This is a genomic window from Rhodococcus sp. 105337 (assembly GCF_012844225.1).
GTDB lineage: Bacteria > Actinomycetota > Actinomycetes > Mycobacteriales > Mycobacteriaceae > Rhodococcus.
This window is the reverse complement of sequence record NZ_JABAGQ010000003.1, coordinates 188,160-210,703: the sequence shown is the minus strand read 5'-3', so window position 1 is coordinate 210,703 and position 22,544 is coordinate 188,160. Positions and strand designations below refer to the sequence as shown.

22 protein-coding genes and 5 tRNA genes are annotated in these 22,544 nt (G+C 67.2%); 12 read left to right on the top strand and 15 right to left on the bottom strand.

The features are described 5' to 3' along the window. The first annotated feature begins 3 nt into the window (after window positions 1-3). Window positions 4-915 carry a phosphate ABC transporter permease PstA gene (gene pstA, locus HF886_RS07420; protein ID WP_169621269.1) on the top strand — a complete coding sequence of 304 codons (912 nt, stop codon included), beginning with the start codon at window positions 4-6 and terminating at the stop codon, window positions 913-915. A gap of 51 nt (window positions 916-966) precedes the next feature. Then, a complete protein-coding gene (gene pstB, locus HF886_RS07415) occupies window positions 967-1,743 on the top strand; it encodes a phosphate ABC transporter ATP-binding protein PstB (protein ID WP_169621268.1) in 777 nt (258 codons plus the stop codon). Window positions 1,744-1,818: 75 nt separating this feature from the next. Here pstB and phoU read toward each other — a convergent pair whose 3' ends face one another. The 6 genes from phoU to HF886_RS07385 all read right to left on the bottom strand — a co-directional run bounded on the left by phoU (window position 1,819) and on the right by HF886_RS07385 (window position 8,881). After that, the gene (gene phoU, locus HF886_RS07410; RefSeq protein ID WP_169621267.1) at window positions 1,819-2,526 is read right to left on the bottom strand and encodes a phosphate signaling complex protein PhoU; all 708 of its coding nucleotides are present in this window, start codon (window positions 2,524-2,526) and stop codon (window positions 1,819-1,821) included. 81 nt (window positions 2,527-2,607) lie between these two features. Further along, window positions 2,608-4,368, bottom strand: coding sequence for an LCP family protein (locus HF886_RS07405; protein ID WP_346765314.1), 1,761 nt, complete (start codon window positions 4,366-4,368; stop codon window positions 2,608-2,610). 807 nt (window positions 4,369-5,175) lie between these two features. Then, window positions 5,176-6,318, bottom strand: coding sequence for a tRNA dihydrouridine synthase DusB (gene dusB, locus HF886_RS07400; protein ID WP_169621265.1), 1,143 nt, complete (start codon window positions 6,316-6,318; stop codon window positions 5,176-5,178). A 159-nt stretch (window positions 6,319-6,477) separates the two neighbouring features. After that, entirely contained in the window at window positions 6,478-7,431 is a 954-nt protein-coding gene (locus HF886_RS07395) for an acyl-ACP desaturase (RefSeq protein WP_169621264.1), read from the bottom strand. Window positions 7,432-7,689: 258 nt separating this feature from the next. Then, complete coding sequence (locus HF886_RS07390; RefSeq protein WP_169652041.1) at window positions 7,690-8,289, bottom strand: DUF937 domain-containing protein; 600 nt, start codon at window positions 8,287-8,289, stop codon at window positions 7,690-7,692. 130 nt (window positions 8,290-8,419) lie between these two features. Then, window positions 8,420-8,881, bottom strand: coding sequence for a hypothetical protein (locus HF886_RS07385; RefSeq protein WP_169621263.1), 462 nt, complete (start codon window positions 8,879-8,881; stop codon window positions 8,420-8,422). A gap of 171 nt (window positions 8,882-9,052) precedes the next feature. On the opposite strand from HF886_RS07385, the gene HF886_RS07380 reads away from it, so the two are divergent. After that, entirely contained in the window at window positions 9,053-9,697 is a 645-nt protein-coding gene (locus HF886_RS07380) for a hypothetical protein (RefSeq protein WP_169651944.1), read from the top strand. A 15-nt stretch (window positions 9,698-9,712) separates the two neighbouring features. Here the strand turns inward: HF886_RS07380 and HF886_RS07375 are convergent, their stop codons facing one another. Both HF886_RS07375 and HF886_RS07370 read right to left on the bottom strand, forming a co-directional pair. Further along, the gene (locus tag HF886_RS07375) at window positions 9,713-10,153 is read right to left on the bottom strand and encodes a hypothetical protein (RefSeq protein ID WP_169621091.1); all 441 of its coding nucleotides are present in this window, start codon (window positions 10,151-10,153) and stop codon (window positions 9,713-9,715) included. Window positions 10,154-10,264: 111 nt separating this feature from the next. Further along, window positions 10,265-10,340, bottom strand: a tRNA-Lys gene (locus HF886_RS07370). Window positions 10,341-10,650: 310 nt separating this feature from the next. On the opposite strand from HF886_RS07370, the gene HF886_RS07365 reads away from it, so the two are divergent. The 8 genes from HF886_RS07365 to HF886_RS07330 all read left to right on the top strand — a co-directional run bounded on the left by HF886_RS07365 (window position 10,651) and on the right by HF886_RS07330 (window position 15,131). After that, window positions 10,651-11,301 (top strand): TetR/AcrR family transcriptional regulator, encoded by a 651-nt coding sequence (locus HF886_RS07365; protein WP_169651943.1) that lies wholly within the window; start codon window positions 10,651-10,653, stop codon window positions 11,299-11,301. Window positions 11,302-11,410: 109 nt separating this feature from the next. Next, window positions 11,411-11,483: transfer RNA gene (locus HF886_RS07360), tRNA-Glu, on the top strand. A gap of 54 nt (window positions 11,484-11,537) precedes the next feature. Next, window positions 11,538-11,611, top strand: a tRNA-Asp gene (locus tag HF886_RS07355). A gap of 39 nt (window positions 11,612-11,650) precedes the next feature. Next, window positions 11,651-11,724, top strand: a tRNA-Phe gene (locus HF886_RS07350). 95 nt (window positions 11,725-11,819) lie between these two features. Continuing rightward, window positions 11,820-11,893 (top strand) — tRNA-Asp (locus HF886_RS07345). Window positions 11,894-12,047: 154 nt separating this feature from the next. Continuing rightward, entirely contained in the window at window positions 12,048-13,325 is a 1,278-nt protein-coding gene (locus HF886_RS07340; RefSeq protein WP_346765313.1) for a glycosyltransferase family 4 protein, read from the top strand. Beyond that, window positions 13,325-14,056: a class I SAM-dependent methyltransferase gene (locus HF886_RS07335; RefSeq protein ID WP_169621259.1), complete on the top strand. Its 732-nt coding sequence runs from the start codon at window positions 13,325-13,327 to the stop codon at window positions 14,054-14,056. Before HF886_RS07340 ends, HF886_RS07335 begins: the two co-directional genes overlap by 1 nt. A 13-nt stretch (window positions 14,057-14,069) precedes the next feature. Further along, window positions 14,070-15,131 (top strand): prenyltransferase, encoded by a 1,062-nt coding sequence (locus HF886_RS07330; protein ID WP_169651941.1) that lies wholly within the window; start codon window positions 14,070-14,072, stop codon window positions 15,129-15,131. Window positions 15,132-15,147: 16 nt separating this feature from the next. On the opposite strand, the gene HF886_RS07325 is transcribed toward HF886_RS07330, so the two are convergent. The 7 genes from HF886_RS07325 to HF886_RS07295 form a co-directional block, all read right to left on the bottom strand. Continuing rightward, on the bottom strand, window positions 15,148-15,810 hold the full coding sequence (locus tag HF886_RS07325) for a class I SAM-dependent methyltransferase (RefSeq protein WP_169621257.1): 663 nt from the start codon (window positions 15,808-15,810) through the stop codon (window positions 15,148-15,150). Between the two features lie 61 nt (window positions 15,811-15,871). Next, on the bottom strand, window positions 15,872-16,936 hold the full coding sequence (locus HF886_RS07320; RefSeq protein ID WP_169651940.1) for a phosphotransferase: 1,065 nt from the start codon (window positions 16,934-16,936) through the stop codon (window positions 15,872-15,874). Beyond that, entirely contained in the window at window positions 16,933-18,045 is a 1,113-nt protein-coding gene (locus HF886_RS07315; RefSeq protein WP_169651939.1) for a TIGR03857 family LLM class F420-dependent oxidoreductase, read from the bottom strand. The genes HF886_RS07320 and HF886_RS07315 overlap by 4 nt, the downstream gene beginning before the upstream one ends. Then, on the bottom strand, window positions 18,042-18,410 hold the full coding sequence (locus HF886_RS07310; protein WP_169621254.1) for a carboxymuconolactone decarboxylase family protein: 369 nt from the start codon (window positions 18,408-18,410) through the stop codon (window positions 18,042-18,044). The genes HF886_RS07315 and HF886_RS07310 overlap by 4 nt, the downstream gene beginning before the upstream one ends. After that, complete coding sequence (locus HF886_RS07305; protein WP_169651938.1) at window positions 18,407-19,306, bottom strand: NAD(P)-dependent oxidoreductase; 900 nt, start codon at window positions 19,304-19,306, stop codon at window positions 18,407-18,409. Before HF886_RS07305 ends, HF886_RS07310 begins: the two co-directional genes overlap by 4 nt. Next, on the bottom strand, window positions 19,303-20,052 hold the full coding sequence (locus HF886_RS07300; protein WP_169651937.1) for an SDR family oxidoreductase: 750 nt from the start codon (window positions 20,050-20,052) through the stop codon (window positions 19,303-19,305). The genes HF886_RS07305 and HF886_RS07300 overlap by 4 nt, the downstream gene beginning before the upstream one ends. A 36-nt stretch (window positions 20,053-20,088) precedes the next feature. Further along, window positions 20,089-21,558 (bottom strand): aldehyde dehydrogenase, encoded by a 1,470-nt coding sequence (locus HF886_RS07295; protein ID WP_169651936.1) that lies wholly within the window; start codon window positions 21,556-21,558, stop codon window positions 20,089-20,091. 82 nt (window positions 21,559-21,640) lie between these two features. On the opposite strand from HF886_RS07295, the gene HF886_RS07290 reads away from it, so the two are divergent. Continuing rightward, entirely contained in the window at window positions 21,641-22,513 is an 873-nt protein-coding gene (locus HF886_RS07290) for an SDR family oxidoreductase (RefSeq protein WP_169651935.1), read from the top strand. Window positions 22,514-22,544: the final 31 nt, after the last annotated feature.

The window sequence follows — 22,544 nt, the reverse complement described above, 5'->3', positions numbered from 1 at the left end:
CCGATGTCGACGACAACCCTCGACTCGCCCGTCAAGGCACCCACCTTCCAGAAGGTGAGCACCCGCCGGCGCATCACCGACGTCGGCGCCACCGTGCTGGTGACCCTGTCGGTACTCGTCGCGCTGGTGCCGCTCGTCTGGGTGCTGGCCACGGTCGTCGCCAAGGGCCTTCCGGCCCTGATGTCGGCCACGTGGTTCACCCACTCGTTGAGCGGCCTGACCGCCTCTTCGACAGGCGGCGGCATCTATCACGCACTGGTGGGCACCCTGCTGCAGGGACTCGTCTGCGCGATCATCTCGATACCGCTCGGCGTGTTCGTCGCGATCTACCTCGTGGAGTACGCAGGCCGGTCCAAGCTCGGGAAGATCACGACCTTCATGGTCGACATCCTCAGCGGTGTGCCGTCGATCGTCGCGGCGCTGTTCATCTACGCCCTGTGGGTGTCCACGTTCGGAATGCCCAAGTCGGGCTTCGCGGTATCCCTCGCGCTCGTGCTGCTGATGGTGCCGGTGGTGGTGCGCAGCACCGAGGAGATGCTGCGGATCGTGCCGCAGGACCTCCGCGAAGCCTCCTACGCGCTGGGTGTGCCCAAGTGGAAGACCATCGTCAGGATCGTCCTTCCCACGTCGATGGCCGGAATCATCACGGGCATCATGCTCGCCCTCGCCCGGGTCATGGGCGAAACCGCGCCGCTGCTGATCCTGGTCGGGTACGCGCCGTTCATCAATTTCGACCTGTTCGGCGGTGAGCAGGGTTCGCTCCCCGGTGTCATGGTCGCCGAAATGAACAACCCGACTGCCGCCGGTTCGCAGCGCATCTGGGGCGCCGCCCTCACACTGATTCTTGTGATCGCGGTGCTGAACGTCGCGGCCAAGGTGATCAGCCATTACTCGCAGGTCGGCTCGAGGAAGTAGCCGCCGCATGACCTTCTCTCACGACATCGATACACCAGTAGGGAGCCTGTAATGGCCAAGCGTCTGGATCTCAAGGACGTCAACATCTTCTACGGAAAGTTCCACGCCGTTGCCGACGTGACCCTTTCCGTGCCGCCCCGGAGCGTCACCGCGTTCATCGGGCCGTCGGGCTGTGGCAAGTCCACCGTTCTGCGCTCGCTCAACCGGATGCACGAGGTCACCCCCGGCGCCCGCGTCGAGGGATCCGTGCTGCTCGACGGTGAAGACATCTACGGCGCCGACGTAGATCCGGTGGGCGTGCGTAAGACCATCGGCATGGTGTTCCAGCGCCCGAACCCGTTTCCCACCATGTCCATCCGGGACAACGTGGTCGCCGGCCTGAAGTTGCAGGGCGCACGCGACAAGAAGACGCTCGACGAGGTTGCCGAGAAGTCGCTGCGCGGCGCGAACCTGTGGAACGAGGTCAAGGACCGCCTCGACAAGCCCGGCGGCGGTCTCTCCGGTGGCCAGCAGCAGCGACTGTGCATCGCGCGCGCGATCGCGGTCCAGCCCGACGTGCTGCTCATGGACGAGCCCTGCTCCGCGCTCGACCCGATCTCGACCCTCGCCATCGAGGATCTGATCGCCGAACTCAAGCAGGACTTCACGATCGTCATCGTCACCCACAACATGCAGCAGGCTGCGCGCGTGAGCGATCAGACCGCATTCTTCAACCTGGAGGCGACCGGCCGTCCGGGTCGGCTCGTCGAGATCGACGACACCGAGAAGATCTTCTCCAACCCGACCCAGAAGGCCACCGAGGACTACATCTCGGGTCGTTTCGGCTGACCCGGCACCTGGTGCGTCACACGCGAAGGCCCCGGCGGGAACATCCCGCCGGGGCCTTCACGTGTCTCGGACGAATCAGGATTCGGTGGGGTACACCGTCAGTTTGTCGACTTTGTTACCCAGTTCGCGGATGTCTTCTTCCGTGGGGAGCTTGCCCGTGACCAGGAAGATCACGCGCCGGCCGACCTCCACCGCGTGGTCCGCGAAGCGCTCGTAGAAGCGACCGAGCAGGGTGACGTCGACGGCCGCGGCGACGCCGTGCTTCCACTCCGGGTCCATGAGGACCTTGAAGAGATGGCGGTGCAGATCGTCCATCGCTTCGTCTTCGTGATGGAGACGCAACGCGCGCTCCGGGTCGCGGGTTTCGAGGATTTCGCGGGTGGCCCCGCCGAGGGCTACCGCGATGCGGCCCATCTCGGCGAAGTATCCCTTGACCTCGTCGGGAAGCACGTGGTTCGGATGACGCCGGCGGGTCGCCTTCGCGATGTGCAGGGCGAGTGCGCCCATGCGATCGATGTCGGCGACGATCTGGATACCGCTGACCACCGCTCGGAGATCGCCCGCGACCGGCCCCTGGAGGGCGAGGAGCTGGAACGCCTTCTCCTCACACACCACGGCGAGGTCGGTGATCTTGTCGTGCTCCTCGATCACCTGCTCGGCGAGGCCGAGATCGGCGGTGAGTAGGGCTTCGGTGGACCGCTCCATTGCAAGTCCGGCGAGTCCGGCCATCTCTCCGAGGAGGTCACCGAGTTCGCTCATTTGTACGTTGTAGACGACGCGCATAATGGCACACCCTACGGTGCGGAAAAGTACAGGTCACGAGCATCGGGTGAACCCCGGGTGAACGAGTGGGCCGGAGTGGCGTCACCCGCAGAGATCGTCCCCTGCGTTGGTGATCGACAGATCGGGCGGGAGTTCGATCGAATCCTTGCTGGAGGGCGCTTCGATCTTCACCGGCTCGAGCCGGCTTCCCGCAGGAGTGGGGGCGACGACCGTGCCGTCGAACCCGGTCCCGAGCACGATCTCGACGATCGAACCGAGCTGGGCGGATGCGGGAGCCTCCTGCAGCACAGCGCCCGGGAACGCCGTGGCGACGGTCATCGCCTCGGCCTCCTGGCCCGCCGCGAAGCGGATCACCGTCTTGGCGCTCGTGCCCGAGTAGTTGCCGACCTCGTAGACGGGGAAGCCGTACGCCCCGACGGTTTCGGCGATCCGGGCTGCCAGACCGGACTCACCGGACGCGTTGGAGACCTGCACGCTCACCGTGCCCGGGTCGACCGCGATCTGAGCGGGAGCAGTCGGAGCCGGCTCCGGTGGTGGGGCACCGGCGTCGTCCTGAGGTTCCTCGCGCCGTTCACCGGGGAGGGGGAGATCGTCGATGATCGCGGTGAAGATCGACTCGATGTCGTCGAGCCGGGGGATTTCGTTCCCCCAGTCGTTCGTTCCCGCGGTGGGCACGGTCAGGAAGGTGACGGCTCCGGCGTCGACGTTCTGCAGTGAGCGGCCCAGCTTGACCAACGATTCGGTGTTGACGTTCTCGACGAACGTCGCGCTGGTGAACGCGCTGATGAACCCGTTGAGTTTGCCCGGATCGAGGAGGACCTTGTTCGACAGCGCCGAGCGCAGCAGCGACGACAGGAATTTCTGCTGCCGGGTGATCCGGCCGTAGTCGCCGTTGCCTTCGGTGAAGACGTAGCGCGCCCGGACATAATCGAGTGCCTTGTGGCCGCTCAGCGTGTGCGTGCCGGGCGAGTCCAGAATGGTGCCGAGTTCCCCGTCCTCGAGTGGTGTGGTGGTACACACCTCCACCCCGCCGACCTTGTCGACCATGGCTTCGAACCCGGCGAAGTCGATGCCGACGAAGTGGCCGATCTTCAACCCGGACATCTTCTGGATGACCTTGACCAGGCATTTCGGCCCACCGAGGGCATACGTGGCGTTGAGCTTGTCGCCGTCCGCCGCGGGGAAGGTATCCGAGCTGTAGTCGCCGGTCGAGCTGTCCCAGCCCCGGCACACCGGGCGTTCCACATCGAGATCGCGGGGGAACGACACCGCGACGACACGGCTGCGGTCCGCCGGGATGTTGACGAGGATCACGGTGTCGGCGCGGGCTCCCTCCGCGTCCTCGGTGGTGCCGGCTCCGACCGCGCCGCTGGCTCCGGCACGGGTGTCGGTGCCGACGATGAGATAGGTCTCGTCGCCGGTCTGCCCGGCCGCGTCGACGATGTCGGCGGACTCCGTGTCGAGCGCCGCGATCTGCGAGAAACCCGCTTCCGTCGACTTCACGTATGCCCACACCGATCCGGTGCCGAGGAGTGCGAGGACCGAGAAGAACGCGACCGCGGACCGGGCCGCGACGCGCAGCCTGCGATCCTTCCGTCGCTTGCTCGACTCGAGGCGGGTCAGTCCGTCTGTTCCGACCTCTTTCGGTGCCGCGTGCGCCCGGACCGTCCGGGTGTGGACGGGCTCGTCGTGCAGGTCGTCGTCGACAGGGGGCTCGGCCTCGAAGTCGTCGTCGACCGGCGCGATCAACTCGGTCGGACTGTCCTCGACGGGAGGCCGGGGTGCGCGCCGGGGCGGAGGGGGGCCGGGCGGGGGAACGGCCGCACGGGGCGGCGGCACCACGGGCTGCCGCGGCGGGGCGGCGGGCGGTGGCGGGGCGACGGGCGGTGGCGAGGCGACAGGTGGCCGCGGGGGGCCGGGCTGCGGTGTTCGCACCGGTGGAGGCGGTGGTGCGGCAGGAGGTGCTGCGGTGGGTGGTACGGGGGGAGGCGATGCGGGAAGGGGCCGGCCCGCGGGCGGCGGAGGAACCGGCCGGTCGGGCGGACTCGCGGGAAGACCGTTGCGCGGATGTGCGGGAGGCAGTGAGGACGACGCCGTGACCGGCGGCGTGACCGGGGGTGTGACAGGCGGCGTCGGCGTCGAGGGAGATGACCCGTCTCGGCGCGACACCTTGTCGACGAGGTCCGCGACGGTGAGCCGCTCCCCGTCGCCGGCGTCCGCGGCGCGGCGGTTCCGGCCGGAATCACGGCGGCTTGCCGCGTGGTCACCCTCGGACTGCGCCTCCGCGGAATGCGCACCTCTGGAACGGGCATCCTCCGAATGAGCGCCACCGGCACGCGCACCGTCGGCCGGGATGTCGGCGCGGCGGGCACGACTGCGGCGGCGATGCCCGGACGGAGCCTCACGGAAGGTGGGGTCGGCTATCGGACGTTCCCAAGGAGCGCGATTGTCGGGCAGGCCCGAGTCGTGCCCTTCGTCCACCGGTGCCTTGCCTCTCCGCGGGTCGACCGCATTCGCGCGCACCGCCCGCATAGGGGGCGGTGCGCAATGATCCCGTCATGATACTGACCGTCTGTTACCGAAGCGGTACACGCGGCCGGTGACGGACCCCTCATGTGGACGCGCACACGACGGGAAGGGTAAGGACTCCTACCCGCCCGAGTGCATGATGTCGGCACCTACCGGGACGCAGGTGTCCTCCGGATCGTCGAGCCAGCCCTCGGGCAGTGCGACGCTGCTCGGTGAACCCTGACGCCCACGGGGGCCCTCCGCATCCGCGGGAAACGGCACGTCGGCGTCGAGTTTTCCGAGCAGATCATCGAGTTCGGCGAGCGAAGACACCCGCGCGAGACCGCTGCGGACTTCGGACCCGGCGGGGAAGCCGCGCAGGTACCACGCGATGTGCTTGCGGAGTTCGCGAGTGCCGCGGTCTTCGCCGTGATGGTCGGCGAGCAGCTCGGCGTGGCGCCGCATGATCTGCGTCACTTCTCCCAGGGACGGAGGAGTGGGGATCTCCTGGCCGTTGAGCGCGGCGCTGAGTTCTGCGAAGAGCCACGGGCGGCCCAGGCAGCCGCGACCGACGACCACGCCGTCGCACCCGGTCTGGGTCATCATCTTCTCCGCATCCCCCGCGTCGAAGATGTCGCCGTTGCCGAGAACCGGGACGGTGGTGACGTGCTCTTTGAGCCGGGCGATCTCGTTCCAGTCCGCAGCGCCCGAGTACCGCTGCGCGGCGGTCCGGGCGTGAAGTGCCACAGCGGCCGCGCCCTCGTCGGCGGCGATGCGCCCGGCGTCGAGGTGGGTGTGGTGCTCGTCGTCGATGCCGACCCGGAACTTCACCGTCACCGGGATATCGGTGCCCTCGGTGGCCCGCACCGCAGCGGCCACGATCTGCCCGAACAGTCGGCGCTTGTACGGAAGGGCGGACCCGCCGCCCTTCCGGGTGACCTTGGGCACCGGGCAGCCGAAGTTCATGTCGATGTGATCGGCCATGTTCTCGTCGACGATCATCTTCGCCGCCGCGTACGTGGTGTCGGGATCGACGGTGTACAGCTGGAGTGAACGCGGGGTTTCGGTGGGGCCGAACGTCGTCATGTGCATGGTGACGGGATGTCGCTCGACCAGAGCGCGGGCGGTGACCATCTCGCACACGTAGAGCCCGGAGGTGCTTCCGGCTCGTTCGAGTTCGAGTTCGCGGCACAGAGTGCGAAATGCGACGTTCGTCACTCCCGCCATCGGCGCCAGCACGACCGGGCTGTTCAGTTCGAGCGAGCCGATGCGAAGGGGTGACATAAAGAACCTCTGAAAGCGTTGTGTTTCAACAAGACTGCGAACTCCCGCGGTACCTCGCCGGGGATACGACTGTGCCCGGTACCGAGAGCGGTACCGGGCACAGGATAACCGTTTACCGACGTAGGCCCCGAATCTGCCGGGACGAACCTCGGTCCGGGGTCAGGACAGGGCGCCCGCGCGTTCCAGTTTGGCTGCTTCGCGTGCGAGCGACCGGTCGCGCATGTCCTCGAACTTCACGGCCTGGCGCTCGAGTTCTTCGAGGTAGGTCCCCAGTTCGTCGATGAGCTGGGCGCCACCGGCTCCGAAATCGCGTTCGAAGATCCGCCACTTGCGCAGCACCGGCATCACCACGTCGTCGAGGTGCTGACGCAGGTCGTAGATGCCGTGCTTCGCCATGAGCACTCCGTTGCGGCGGAAATTGGGCATCCCCGCTCCGGGCATCTCGAAGGTGCGGAGAACGTGAACGATCGCCTCCAGTGCCTGCACGGGCGCGACGTCGAGCGCGGCGTCGCAGATGTTGCGGTAGAAGATCATGTGCAGGTTCTCGTCGGCGGCGATCCGCTGCAGCATCTTGTCGGCCACGGAGTCGTTGCAGGCCAGACCTGTGTTGCGGTGCGACACGCGCGTCGCGAGTTCCTGGAACGTCACGTACGCGACCGAATGGAGCATTCCCGTCTCGTTCGGGGAACCGAAGCCGTTGGTCATGTGCTCCATGCGCGCATTCTCGAGTGCCACCGGGTCGACACCGCGGGTGACGACGAGGTAGTCGCGCATCACGATGCCGTGGCGGTTCTCCTCGGCGGTCCAGCGGCCCACCCAGGTACCCCACGCGCCGTCCCGGGAGAACGCCTCCGCGATCTCGCGGTGGTACGAGGGCAGGTTGTCCTCGGTGAGGAGATTGGTGATCATCGCAGCCTTGGCGACCTCGCCGAGCTGTGACTGCTCGGGCTCCCAGTCGACTCCGCCCATCGCAGCGAAGTTGCGTCCTTCGTCCCACGGGACGTAGTCGTGAGGATGCCAGTCCTTCGCCATCGACAGGTGACGGTCGACGTTCGCTTCGGCAACGGGCTCCAGCTCGCGTAGCAACTCCAACTGTGTCAGGACTCGCGTCATACCTTCGTACCCTCCGTGTGGTGTCGCATGAACTCTGTCAGCCTACGGAACCGTAGGTAAATGTCGTACTGCGCTGTCACGCGGTACAACATGCTGCCGTGATCAGGTCTTATCCGTGTCCCCGATCACAATCGTTCGCCGGTCACCGTACAGGCCGGATCCGGTCTACGGCCGGAGGCCGCCCCCGACACGGCGGGGGAGCGGTCGAAACGGGCGACGACGCCGACAGGGCGCCGGCGTCGTCGTCGGTGTCCCGGCTCAGCGCTTGCCGCCGAGAAGACCACCGAGAATCCCGCCGAGACCGCCGCCGGAGTTGCCCCCGAGCACGCTGCCGAGAACGTCCCCGATGCCGCCGCCACCCGCACCGGAACGACCGGCCGCGCCTTCGAGCAGACCTCCGAGGATGTCGCCGATCCCACCGCTCGGCCGAGCGTCGCCGGCCGTGGTGGCGCCGTTGCCGGTGATCTGCTTTGCGAGGTAGGAGAGCACGATGGGCGCGAGGATCGGGAGAAGCTTGGCAATCAGGTCGTTCCCGCCGGATCCGTTGACCGCACCCAGGGTGCTGATCACCTGTTCCTTCTTCTCCCCGAACACGTTGGAGACGATCTTGCTGCCGTCTGCGGCGTCGACCTCGTCCACGTTCACCCCGCCGTCGAGAACACCCGAACCGGAGTGTTCGTCGAGTGCCGACATCAGCGAGGCCGCTCCCTCCGGATCGCGTGCATTGGCACCGAGTCCACCGACGAGCGTGGGCAGCGCCGCACGCACCGCGGTCTCCGCGGTCTGCCGGTCGACGCCGAGGCGCTCGGCCACACGGTCGAGGGGGATCTGGGAGAGGAGTTCGTCGAGACTTGCCATGAGCACCTGCCTGGTCATGGGCGTCCCGTCGCGGCCGCCCGTGCGGCCGAGATTAGCGACTGCCGCCGTTACGAACCGCACCGCAGGGAGAGCCCGGCCGCCGGGTGGTGCCGATCCGGCAGGCAACCTGTCAATCGAACGAGTCGGCGCCACCGGGGGGTCGACGAAGCGCGACCAGGCAGCACAGCAACGCCACGAGGATGCCGCTCAGCAACAACACCGTGCCGTTCTGGTTGGTGAGCGCGGTCCGGCGGTTCTCCTGCACGTAGTCACCGTGCGCGGAGAAGATCTGCGCCCAGAACGCGACTGCCGTGACGATCCCCAGAAGCGTTCCGACCCATCCGGTGATCACGGAGTCGAACAAGGCCGCGAGGAGGAGCAGGACGGCCGCGACAGCCAGTGGCACCGCGAGAGATTCGTGGAGGGGCAAGCCGGGCGAAGCGATGCCGGCGAGATCCGCGCTCGCGAACCCGTCACGCAATCCCGACAACGGGATCTGGGTGGGGCGTACACCTCCGACGACGGGCAGCACCGCCCCGATACCCAGTGCGACTGCGGCCAGAAACAGGCCCAGGTCCACGAAACTGCGCATGTTCCCCCCTGAAACGAAAACGAACCGAGACAATTCGTTTTGCGGACTCACCGTATCCAAAGAAGCGTTCGGTCACCGGATAGAAACGCAGGCGGACCGATTCACGTTCGACGACTCGGACCGGTCCGTAGGCTGAGGCGCGTCTACCGAGGACCCAGGGAGGGCCGCACGATGTCGGACGCAAGTATTCGGTCGGAGGAGACACGGCAGGGTTTGCCTCCGTGGGCGAAGAAGACGCTCGTCGTCGTCGTCACGCTGGCCGTGCTCGTCATTGCGTATTTCGTGCTCGCCGCATTCGTCCCGAGATGGTGGGCGCAACGGATCGCCGGCCTCGCGGAGGGTGGATTCGCCCGCGGCATTCTGTGGGGGCTGTCTTTCGGTCTTCTCTGTACCGCGATCCCGCTCGTCCTGTTCGCCTGTATCTGGCAGGTCCGGCGATGGAAGCATCACCGGGTTCTCCAGATCCTGCTCGCCGTGGCGGCGCTGGTCATCGCGCTCCCCAACCTCATGACCCTGAGCATCGTGCTCGGTGGTAGCAACGCCGCACACGCCGGTGAGCGCATCCTCGACGTCGACGCGCCGGGGTTCCGGGGCGCGTCACTGGTGGGCGCGATCGTCGGGGCCCTGGCGTGCGTGATCTTTTTCGTCGCCGTCAACCGCTACCGCAAGCGGGGGCGCGACCTCAACCGCGTGCGCGAGAATCTCGAGCGGCAGCGGCTCGAGGAAAAGCGTGAAGAAGAGCGGCGCCGGGCTGCCCAGGAACTGGGGACCGGCCCGGACGACGTACCCCCGGGCGCTCACCGATCCGGGAGTTGATCGCCCCGTATCCGATCAGCCTGCCGAGTTCTTCGCGGCGGACGCGATGCTCAGCATGTTCACGTTGAGAAGGCTCTCGTCGAGCGCACACGGGAGCAGGGTCGTGTCGACGGTGCCGACGCATTCCTTGGCGGTGTACTCGCCGTACTTCTCGTCCCAGTGGTCGATGCTGCCGAGCATGTCGTTCTTCGACGCACCGTCGGGGAGTCGTTCGACGTCCGCGCGTAGCGAGGCGAGGCTCTCGGAGCGCTCCCGGTTGCAGTCCACAGCGGACGACGTCGCATCGCTGAGGCACGAGATGTTCGCCAGCGTGTCGCTGTGCTGTGCGCGGATGTAGTTCCAGTCGACCTCGGACCCGGCACCGGCGGGGGACCCGGACTCTGCTGTGTTGCCCCCTCCTCCGCATGCGGCAAGGAGTACCAGAGCAGGTGCGAGCGCGAGAGCGCGAATTCTCATGTCTCGTTGATCCGTTTCGTCGTGATTTTTGTTACGGGCACGCTGTTCCGGCTCCGGGCGCCACGAAAAACGAAACGACCCGGCGTTCGGAAACGAACGCCGGGTCGCGCGTGGTGCCCCCAGTAGGGCTCGAACCTACGACCTGCGGATTAAAAGTCCGTAGCTCTACCAACTGAGCTATAGGGGCGTGGGCGCACAATGTAACCACATCGAGCGTCTCGATGGTATCGGACGCTCGGCTCCGGTTTCGACACCCTCCCGTGGTGCGCGGGACCCGGTGAAAGCAGAACGGCTCGGGTGCTCACCCCCTGCTTCGCACCCGAGCCGGAAAAAGAATACCACCCGGTGTGTTCTCGGGCGCAGTGCCGGAAAGCCGTCCCGGGCCGTCCCGCGAGAACGGGTGCTCCCGCTCCGGCTACCTGCCCCCTGACGTGCCGGAGCAGTCTAAAGTTGACTGAAGGGGGGAATTGACCGGTACTCGGAAGGCTGTATTCCCCATGCCACTACAGCAGGAGCGTGCCCGGCGTACTCGGGCCGCGATCGTCGAATCGGCGGCCGCCGAATTCGCCAAGAGGGGATTTGCCGCGGCGTCGATCAATCTGATCCTCGAGCACTCGGGCGCCACCAAGGGCGCGATGTACTTCCACTTCAAGTCGAAGGAAGACCTTGCGCGCGCGGTACTCGAGGAGGGGCTCGACCATTACCGCGCCATCGTCGACAGGTGGGTCGGCTTTTCCGAGCTCGATCCCTTCGAGCGGCTCCACGGGATGATCTGCGATTTGGGAGAGGCGCTCCACAACGATGTCATCATCGCGGCTGAGTTCCGTCTCGTCATCGACCCGGAGTTCGCCGACGAGGCGGAGTTGCGCGGAACCTCCGTGTGGGGGCATGCCGGCTACCGGCTGGCGGAGGAGGCCGAGAAACTCGGGCTGTTCCGGCCGGGCGTGGATCTGCGGCGGTTCGTCGGCGCCGTCGGTTCGTCGCTCGCCGGCCAGCGCTATCTCGCCGACCTCACCGCGCCGGGTGTGGATGTGCGCTCACGGTTCGAGAGCTGCCTCGAGATTCCCCTGGAAGCGACAGCGTCCGAGGACTGGCTCGCGCGGTGGCGCGAGCGTGGCTGGCCGAGTGCCCGTCCGAACACCGAATAGTGGCGTGACCTGGCGATTTGTGATTCTCGAATGCCGTGGCATAAGCTGTCCAAGCTCCCAACGGAAACGCCAAACCCGTTGAGGGTGCGGTTCGGAGAGATCCGATCGGGCCCCCTTCGTCTAGCGGCCTAGGACGCCGCCCTTTCAAGGCGGTAGCGCGGGTTCGAATCCCGTAGGGGGTACGCTTCGATTATGTCGAAGTGTGCAGTACTTTGGTGAAAGAACTGAATATGTATGGCCCTGTGGCGCAGTTGGTTAGCGCGCCGCCCTGTCACGGCGGAGGTCGCGGGTTCGAGTCCCGTCAGGGTCGCTCAACGCAAGCGATTGGCATTCGGTTCGGGTGCCGTCCGGCCAGGTAGCTCAGTTGGTACGAGCGTCCGCCTGAAAAGCGGAAGGTCGCCGGTTCGATCCCGGCCCTGGCCACAGAGGTTGTCCGGCAGACAACCGCTCAATTACATATCGAGGACCCACCGCGTGCGGTGGGTCCTGCTATGGGAACCCCGTTGGGGTTCTTTCATGGCCCTGTAGCGCAGTTGGTTAGCGCGCCGCCCTGTCACGGCGGAGGTCGCGGGTTCGAGTCCCGTCAGGGTCGCATCAGGCGAAGGCCCGGTATCTACGGATACCGGGCCTTCGCCTTGTCGTCGTCCGTCCCACTCGCATACCGCCGGACGGTCCGATCCGGTTCGTGCCGCTATCGTGACACGACGGAACTTGTTCTAGGGTGCTCTACGCGGCCCGACGGCCAGGTGTCCGTCCGGTCCACGTCCGTTCGAACCAACCCGAGGTGGAATGTGCGCATAGCTCTGTTGTCGTACCGGAGCAAGCCGCACTGTGGGGGCCAAGGGGTCTACGTGCGGCATCTCAGCCGCGAACTCGTCGCGCAGGGTCACACGGTGGAGGTGTTTTCCGGTCAGCCCTATCCGGAACTCGATCCGTGGGTGACTCTCACCAAGGTCCCCAGTCTCGACCTCTATCGCGACGACGATCCGTTCCGTACGCCCCGTCCCGGTGAGTACCGCGATCTCATCGATGTCCTCGAGGTCGCGACGATGTGGACGGCGGGCTTCCCGGAACCCCGGACGTTCGGCCTGCGTGCTGCCCGGCTTCTGCGCACCCGGCTCGGCGACTTCGACGTCGTACACGACAACCAGTCGCTCGGATCGGGGCTGTTGAAGATCGCCGAGCACTTCCCGCTCGTCGCGACGATCCACCATCCGATCACCCGCGATCGCGAACTCGATCTTGCGTCGGCGAGCAGTTGGCGCCGGAAGCTCACCTTGCGCCGCTGGTACGGCTTTCTCCGCATGCAGGAGCGGGTGGCCCGGAAGATCGGCTCCCTGCTGACGGTGTCGGCGAACTCGGCCGACGACATCCGTGCGGCGTTCGGGATCGAGGCGGATCGGATCCACACGATCCCGCTCGGCGTGAACACGGAACTGTTCGCACCGCCGTCGACGCCCCGGGTCGCGGGCAGGATCGTGTGTGTCGCGAGCGCCGACGCTCCGCTCAAGGGAGTGCCGACGCTGCTCGAGGCCGTCGCGAAACTGCGAACCGAGCGCGAGGTCGAACTCGTCCTCGTCTCGAAACTGGCCCCGGGAGGGGCCACCGAGCGGCTCATCGACGCCCTTGCCATCGGTGACGTGGTGCGCACGGTCTCGGGAATCGAGGACGCCGAGCTGGCGGCACTGCTTGCATCTGCGGAAGTCGCGGCGGTTCCCTCACTCTACGAGGGCTTTTCGCTGCCGGCAGTGGAAGCGATGTCGTGTGGCACACCGCTGGTGGCGAGTCGCGCCGGAGCGATCCCCGAGGTGGTGGGTGACGCGGGCGTCCTCGTGGAGCCCGGAGACGCAGCACAACTGGCGGGAGCGCTGGCCGGACTGTTCGACGATCCCGGCGCACGGGAGCAGCTCGGAGCGAAGGCCCGCGCGAGAGTGCTCGACCGGTACAGCTGGGCCGCGGTGGCTGCACAGACCGCGAGCGTGTACGAGCAGGCGATCGCCGCACGTGAAGGAAGGACCAACTGATGTTGACCGTCGACTTCGACCGGCTGGGGATCGAGCCCGGGCAACGCGCCATCGATATCGGAGCAGGCGCCGGCCGGCACTCCTTCGAGTTGTATCGACGCGGCGTGGATGTGGTGGCGTTCGATCGCAGTGCCGACGACATGAAGGCGGTTGCCGACATGTTCGTTGCCATGGAACTCGAGGGCCAGGTCCCCGAGGGAACTCTCGCCCGCGCCGAGGTCGGTGACGCGCTCGCACTGCCGTACGAGGACGCGTCGTTCGACATCGTTCTGATCTCGGAGGTCCTCGAGCACGTGCCCGAGGACGAACGCGCCATCGCCGAGCTCGTGCGGGTGCTCAAGCCGGGCGGCGTCGCCGCGGTGACGGTGCCGCGCTGGTTCCCCGAGAAGGTGTGCTGGGCGCTGTCCGACGCGTACCACGAAGTCGAGGGCGGACACGTGCGCATCTACAAGGCAGACGAACTCGCGGCGAAGCTCACTGCCGCCGGTCTGAAGGTGTCGGGAACCGGGCACGCTCATGCCCTGCACGCTCCGTACTGGTGGCTCAAATGCGCTGTGGGCGTCGACAACAACGACAACCCGCTGACGAAGGCGTACCACCGGATGCTGGTGTGGGACCTGATGAAAGGTCCGTGGATCACGAGGACCGCCGAGAAGTTGCTCGATCCGGTCATCGGCAAGAGCGTGGTGTTCTACCTCCGCAAACCGGGTGCTTCCGGTGCCGCCCAGTGATACCAGCCTGCCGATGATTCCCTCCGTGCCGGGGGTGCTGTCCCAGGAACAGTGCCTCGCGACCGGGCGGGCCATCGCCCGGATGCAGGAGTCTTCCGGCGCGATTCCGTGGTTTCCGGGCGGCCACACCGATCCGTGGGATCACGTCGAGTCGGCGATGGCGCTGACCGTGACGGGCTTGCGCGACGAAGCGGATGCCGCTTTCCACTGGCTCCGGGACACGCAGCGGCCCGACGGGTCGTTGCCTGTCCGGTTCGATCGGGGAGTGGCCGACGGCGAGGACGTCGACAGCAACTTCACCGCCTACATCGCGGTGGGAGTGTGGCACCACCATCTGGTCACCGGCGACCGCAACTTCGTCGAACACATGTGGCCGACCGTCCGGCGAGCACTCGATCTCGTCGTCGACATGCAACGTCCGGACGGTTCGATCTCCTGGGCCCGCGGGGCGGGCGGCATGTTCGACGAAGCACTGCTGACCGGGTGTTCGAGTATCCACCAGAGCCTGCAGTGCGGAATGCGTCTCGCCGAGTTCGTCGGCGACCCGCAGCCGGAATGGGAAGTGGCGTCGTTCCGGCTGGGACACACCGTGCGACGGCACCCCGAGGTGTTCACTCCCAAGCCGGAGTTCTCGATGGATTGGTACTACCCGATCCTCGGCGGTGCCGTCCGCGGACCCGACGCACACGAACGGATCCGGGAACGCTGGTCGGACTTCGTCGTCGACCGCCTGGGAATTCGCTGCGTCGACCACCGTCCGTGGGTGACAGGCGCCGAGACCTGCGAACTGGTCCTCGCGCTGGACTGCCTGGGCGACAGCGCGCGTGCGCACGAATTGTTCGCTGCCATGCAGCATCTCCGTGACCCCGACGGCTCGTACTGGACCGGCCTCGTCTACAGCGACGGTAAACGCTGGCCGGTCGAGGTCAGTTCGTGGACCAGTGCGGCGGTGATCCTGGCTGCCGACGCACTGTCGCGGACGACACGGGGAAACGGGGTCTTCCGGGACGCGGCGGCACCCACGCACGTCGCGGGTGCCGACCGCTGCACGGAGAACTGCCCGGTCCTGGTCTGACGGCCGCCCCGCTGCTCTAGCGACCGGGCAGGACTCCGACGGTCCCTCCGGTGCGTTCGAGCACGCGCAGCGTTCCCGTCGCGGGCATCTCGGTGAATTCCCCGCTCTCCAAAGCGCGACAGTAGATTTCGTACGGCGGCCGGCCGCCGTCCTTCGGGTCGGGGAAGACGTCGTGGATGATCAATGCTCCACCGACCTCCACCCACGGTGACCATCCCTCGTAGTCGGCCTGGGCGGCGGCGCTGCTGTGTCCACCGTCGATGAAGACGAAGCGTGCGGGCGTGCGCCAGAATGCCGCCACCCGAGGCGAAGTGCCGATCACGGCCACGACGTGTGATTCGAGGTCCGCGTCGGCGAGTGTGTGCCGCAACCGTCCGGCGGTATCGATGCGGCCGGTATGGTCGTCGACCAGCGCGGGATCGTGGTACTCCCATCCGGGCTGGTGTTCCTCGGAACCACGATGGTGATCGATCGTGACGATCGTGCCCCCGGTCGATCGCGCCGCCGCGCCCAGGTAGACCGTCGACCGGCCACAATAGGTGCCGATCTCGACGCCGACCCCGTCGCCGAGGTAACGCAGAGCCACGTCGTGCAGCGCAGTTCCTTCGTCCTCCGGCATGAAACCCGGAGTGGCTTCGGCAAGTTCGACTACCTCACGGGGCAAGCTGGTGCGGGTCATCGGGGTCTCCGTCCGTTCGCGAACTGCGGTGTCCGGTGGGCAACCTTACCGAGACGCTGCCTCAGCCGGAGGTGTGGGCCGCCAGGGTGAGACTGTCGAGGTCGCGGATCGCGGTGCACGCCCGGGCGACCATCGTTGCGAACATCCGATCACCACGGTCGGTGCGAGTGCCGTACGCGCAGCCGAAGACAGCAACCAGAGGGCCTTGGAGCATCGCGAAACGGTAGTCGTCCCAGCAGTCCGTCAGGCTGTATTTCTCGACTCCGTGACCGAGCAGTGCCCGGTGGTAGGTCGCCACGAGGTCGCACTCGTGCTCCCGTCGCAATTCGGGGGTCAGGGAGGTGCTCACGAAATAGGCGAGGTCGCGGGCGGGAAGCCCGATTGTGAGTGTCTGCCAATCCACTGCGGTCACGCCCGTGTCCGGGACCGGGGGGAACAGGAGGTTGTCGAGCCTGTAATCGCCGTGCACGAGTGCGAACCGTTCCGGTCGTGCGCAGATCCACCGCTCCGTGACCTCGACGCAGTCGCGCAGTGTGGCGCGATCTCGACTCGAGACGTGTTCACCCAGATCGTGCGCGAACGTCTCCAGCGCCGGGCCGTAGAGTTCGGCGAGCACCTGCGCTTCGTCCTGGCCGGTCCGGCCGACCCACGACAGTTCCAGGAGGGTCGGGTCGCACCAGCGGGGCCCGTGCAGACCTGCGAGGTTGCGCACCGCGTCGTGCGCCTGCGCCGGGGTGCAGCCGGCGACCTGGTCGCCCTGCTGTGCGGGCGCGAGATCTTCGAGCAGCAGCGTGAAATCGCCGCCGTCGCCGAGTGCGGCGTAATAGCAGACCGGCACGCAGACCGACACCGAGTCTGCGATGTCGGTGTAGAACCGGACTTCGCCACGGTAGGCGCCGGCCAGCATCGCTCGTGTTCCCGGATCGGCCGCGGGAAGTTTTGCCACGATCGAGGCCGGTATCTCGTCGCCGGTGAGCGTGAGCCGCAGGCACCGGCCGATCTGGCCGGTCCCGATCGGCTCGGACCGTACCGAGCGCACCGCGCTTCCGAGGGCAGCCCCCAATCGCTCCGGGGTCAGCTCGTCGACGTCGAGCATCAGGGCCGGGTCGGGCGGAGGCGAGATCATCGGGCGTTCCATCCGGGATTGGCGGGCAGCCGCGAGTGGTTCTCCGGCGTGCGTACTGTGCTCCATGCTGCCACCACGGGTGCGAGTTCCGCCGGGGTTGCGCCGTGCAGGATCACGCTGTCGGCGCCCGCATCGAACTGGTCCGCGATGCGCGCGGCGCAGTGTCCGGCGGTTCCGGTGGCGGAGGCAGCGATCCACTCCTCCGGCAGGAGGGCGCGGACGTGCCGCAGAACCGCGGGGCTGCCGGCCGCATCGAACGGTCCACGGTGATCGCGCACGACGGGATCGTCGCGGAACCGCCCGAGCACGCCGGGATCCCATCCGTTGGCTCGCACCAGGACGTCGCCGTATCCCTGCAGGTAGGTGGCGAGACGGCCGACCAGCATCCGCTGTTGCCGGTCTCCGGAGATCGAGTCCTCGACCGTTGCGAGAACCGACCAGACCCGCACTGCGGCGGGGTCTCGCCCGGCCGCCGCAGCCGCGTCGCGGATGATCTTCACGGCACGGGCGACGGCGGCGTCGGTGAAGAAGGTGTGCAGGACGACGCCGTCGGCGATTCGTCCGGCGAGGTCGAGGGTCCTGTCGCCGAGCGCGACCATGAGGATCGGAATACGGTCGGACCCTTCGGAGATCCGGCGTAGATACGGAAACGCTCCGGCGGGTCCGTCGTGCCCCGCGACCGCCTCGCCGTTCCAGAGCGCGCGCAGGATTTCGGTTGCATCTTCCAGCCCGGCGGACGTGACGCGCGGCAGGCCCATGAGGTCGAAGAGTGCATCGAATCCGCGTCCCAGGCCGAAGGCGTACCGGCCCCCGCTCAATCGGTGCAGGGTCGTCGCCATCGTCGCCGTGACGAGGGGATGCCGGGTGTGAGGATTCGTTGCGGCGGTGCCGATTCCGATCGTCTCGCTCACCGCCGCGGCCGCACCGGCGAGCGCCGCGGCGTCCTTGGTGTCGAATCGCTCGGACAGGAACACCGACCCGAGGCCGAGTTGTTCACCGTGACGAACCTCGTCGAGCAGGTCGCGAGGTTCGGGGGAGTGCCCGGCGAGGCCGTAGAACCCGAGTTCCGGGAACTCGGGGGTCGCAGCGGCCCGGCCGGTGGCGCTCACGACCGGTTCGATGCGCGCCGCTTGTGCAGCACGCTCCCGATCGTCGAATCCAGTTTGGTGCCCAGCGGCCACCCCACGTAATGGCAGAGGAACAGCGCGATTTCCTTGAGTTGCTCCTCGTCCAGTTCTTCGTTGTGCAGAGCCGCACCGATCTGGATCTCGGCGACATCGGTGAGTCCTTGCGCGGTGAGGGCGCCCAGGAGCAGCAGTCTGCGATCCCGGATGCTCAGTCCGGGCCGGGACCAGATGTCGGCGAAGAGGTGGTCTGCTGTCACCGCGAAGTGGTCTCCCGGACCGTCCTGCATCTCCCAGCCGTAGACCTTGGTCATCATCTCGAGTCCGCGGCGGCGGGTGTCGTCGGTCATGCGTGCTCCTCGCTGGCGTAGGAATGGGCGGCGCTGCCGGTACCGACACCGAGTCCGGGCCCGAGTCCGGCCAATGCCCTTGTTGCGAGCGGCAATTCGACCCCGAGGCGCTCGCCGAGCTCGAGAGCGAGCGACAGGTCTTTTTCGCCGAGGTCGCGGACGTGCGAGAAGATCGGGTACCACGAATCATCCGTGTCGAGACGGGACGTGCTGTCACGCCACATGATGGCTCCGGCGCCGCCGGTGATGGCATCGGTGTGGCGGACGACCTTGCCGAGTTCCGCGATATCGATCCCAGCTGCCTCCGCGAGCCGAGCAGCCTCGGTCGCGGCGGTGAAGGAGATGAAGTGCAGGAGATTGCGCGCCAATTTCATGCGGGTGCCCGCTCCGACCGGACCGGCGTGGATCACGACCTCGGCGAAGTGCCCGAACGGTTCGGCAACCGTGGCGAACGCCTCGTCCGTCGCGCCGACCATCACGGCGAGCGTGCCGTTGCGGGCCCCGGGTGCGCCACCGCTGACCGGCGCGTCGACGAGATCCACCCCGTGCTCGGCGCACTCGGCGGCGAGTTCGGTGGCGGTGGTGTCGGAGATCGTCGAGTGCACCGCGATCACGGTTCCCGGTCGCGCGGTAGACAGGAGCCCGTTCCCGCCCGCGACGACCTCGCGTACCTGCGCGTCGTCGAGCACGGTCACCGAGATCAGATCGCACGACGCACCGAGTTCTGCCGGGTCCGCCGCGGCGGTGGCCCCCGCGTCGACGAACGGTGCGACGGCCTCGGCGCGGGTGTCGAGGACGGTGAGCCCGCCGGGACGGCCGACGAGACGTCGAGCCATCGGTGCGCCCATGTTGCCGAGCCCGACGTACCCGATCCTGATGTTCTCGGGAGTGTTCACGAGCGGATCACCTGTCCGCCGTCCACGTTGAAGATCTGGCCGGTCACCCAGCTCGCCTCGTCGGAGAGCAGGAACAGGCACATGCCGACGAGGTCGTCGGGGGTGCCCATTCGCTTGAGCGGCAGATGCTTGATCATGTCCGCGACCATCTTCGCGGGTGTGGTGCTGCGGGTCGCCTCGGTGTCGATGGGGCCCGGTGCGATCGCGTTGATACGGATGTTCGACCCGCCCAGTTCCACCGCGAGTTGCTGGGTCAGTCCGTTGATTCCGACTTTGGCGAGTCCGTAGAAGCCGGAGTACAACCATGCGGCGGTGGACGATTGGTTGACGATCGACCCGCCGTGGGCCGACATGTGCGGCCATACAGCGCGGGTGACGTTGAGGGCACCGTCGAGGTTCACGCTCATGAACTTCTTGTAGTAGTCCCAGGGCACGGTGAGCAGTAGGTCGAGTTTCATGCCGCCGTAGATGGCGGCGTTGTTGACCACATGGTCGATGCGGCCGTACTTCTCGACGGTCGAGGCCGCGAGTGCCTCGGTGGATACCGGGTCGGATACGTCGACCGGCACGAACGTCGCGTTGCCGCCGTCGGTGATGATCTGTTTGGCGACTTGCTCACCGAGTTCGGCTTCGAGATCGGCAACCACGACGTTCGCGCCTTCGGCCGCGAGCGCGCGGGCGTATGCCTCGCCGATGCCCTGTGCTGCACCGGTGACGATCGCCGTGCGGTCCGTGAATCTGCCCATGCTGTCGGTCCTTTCGATTCTGTGAGGGTGCGGCGATCAGCTCGCGGGCTCCGCGACCAGCTTGGTTTCCAGGTATTCCTCGAAGCCGGCGACGCCCATCTCCCGGCCGATTCCGGACTGTTTGTAGCCGCCGAACGGGGCATCGGCCGCGTACCAGATGCCGCCGTTGACGCCGAGGGTTCCGGTGCGCACCCCGGCGACGACACGGGCGATGCGCGCGGGATCCGTGCCGTATACCGCGCCCGACAGGCCGTAGGGGGAGTCGTTGGCGATGCGCACCGCGTCGTCGTCCCCGTCGTGGGGAATCACGACGAGCACGGGACCGAAGATCTCTTCCTGCGCCGTCCGGGATCGGTTGTCGAGACCGGAGATCAGAGTGGGTTCGACGAAGAACCCGCGTGCGTGTTCGGCCGGCCGGCCGCCTCCGACCACGATCGTGCCGCCTTCTTCGACAGCGAGCCGCAGGTAGCTTTCGACGCGGGCACGCTGGCGCTCGGAGATCAACGGTCCGCAGACGGTGCCGGGGTCGCGAGGGTCGCCCGGACGCAGGGTACGCATCGTTTTCGCCGTGGCGGCCACGGCCTCGTCGTACTTGTCGCGGGGGACGACGAGCCGGGTGGTGATGGCGCACCCCTGACCCGCGTGCGTGGACACGGTGAATGCGGCCATCGAGCAGGCGCTGCGCAGGTCTGCGTCGTCGAGCACGAGGAACGCCGATTTGCCGCCGAGTTCGAGGAACACCTTTTTGAGGGTGTCGGCGGCGGACCGCATCACGGATCGGCCGGTCGCGGTGGAACCTGTGAACGAGATCAGGTCGACGCGCGGGTCCTCGGTCAGTTGTGCGCCCAGGAGATGATCGCTCGAGGTCACGATGTTGAGCGTCCCGGGCGGAAAATCGGTTTCCTCGGCGAGGATCTTTCCGACCAGGGCTGCGCACCATGGGGTGTCGGGGGCGGGTTTGAGAACGACGGTGTTTCCCGCGGCTAGCGCGGGCCCGATCTTGGCGAAGTTGATCTGGTGCGGGAAGTTCCACGGTGTGATCGCACCGACCACGCCGGTGGCTTCTTTGAGCAGGTAGCGATGCGTGGGGATGCCCATGGGCGCGGCGTTGCCGAGATCCTGTTTCCAGGAATAGTTCTCGGCGAGATCCGCGAAAAAGAGCAGGTCGTCGACGGGACCTTCGAGATGGGCGGCCGAGGTGAGGAAGCGGGGAGCCCCGACCTCGGCGATGGTGATCTCGCGCAGTTCCTCGATGTGTCCGCGCAGCGCGTCGCGCAACTGCCGGAGGCACCGGGCACGGAACGCGTGGTCGCGCGACCAGTCGGTGTCGTCGAACGCGCGTCGTGCGGCCTCGATCGCGGCATCCATGTCGGCGGCGGTGGCGTCGGCGGCCTTTCCGAGCAGTTCTTCGGTGCTCGGGTCGAACACCTCGAAGGTGCCGCCGCTGCCGGGTACGAGCTTTCCGTCGATCAGGAGTGTGGAGCTGTCGGTGGGGCGAAGTGTCATCAGACGTTCCCTCGGTTCTGGACAGGTGTCTGGACTATAGTTCGGGCAGTTGTACGACGCAATGGCCGAAACGGGAGAACTTATGGGAGAGCCGAATTCGACCGGCCTGGCCGGCAAGGCTGTGATCGTGACCGGGTCGAGCCGGGGGATCGGCCGTGCCGTCGCCCAGCGGTTCGCGACGGAAGGGGCCGGGGTCGTGGTCAACGGCCGGGACCCCGGTGCGGTGGAGACGACCGTGGACGAGATGGTGGCAGCCGGGGCGCGGGCGGTCGGCGTGGCGGGATCTGCCGCCGAACCGGGGGTCGCGGAACGACTGCTCGACACCGCACTGGCCGAATTCGGGTCGGTGGCCGCGCTCGTCAACTGCGCCGGTACCGCGGAACCGGCCGGCTCGTCCATCCTCGGCATCGACGACCGTCAGTGGCACGACTTGATCGACGCACATCTCACGGGCACCTTCCGGACGTGCCGGGTCCTCGCTCCGTACTTCGTCGAACAAGGCGGCGGTGCGATCGTCAACACGGGGTCGTTCGCATTTCTGGGCGACTACGGCGGAACGGGATACCCCGCGGGAAAAGGCGCGGTGAACAGCTTGACCCTGGCGATCGCGGCCGAACTGCGCGAGTACGGCGTGCGCGCCAACGTCGTGTGCCCGGGAGCACGCACACGGTTGTCCACGGGAGACGACTACGCGCGGCACCTCACGCGGCTGCACGAGCGGGGCCTGCTCGACGACGTGGCGTACGAGGCGTCCCGCAATCCGGCTCCGCCCGAGTACGTGGCACCCCTCTACGTGTTTCTCGCGAGTGCGCTGTCCTCGTCGACGGGCGGGATCTTCGCCGGGTCCGGGTGTTTCGTCGGGCGGTTCGGCAAGCAGGCGCCGGACCTGCTCGCCTGGCGCGACCACGAGACGTCTCCGCCGTGGACGCCGGAGGAGATCGCCGGGTTCGTCTGATCCGGGGTTCGTCCGTACTGCCGGCGCCGCG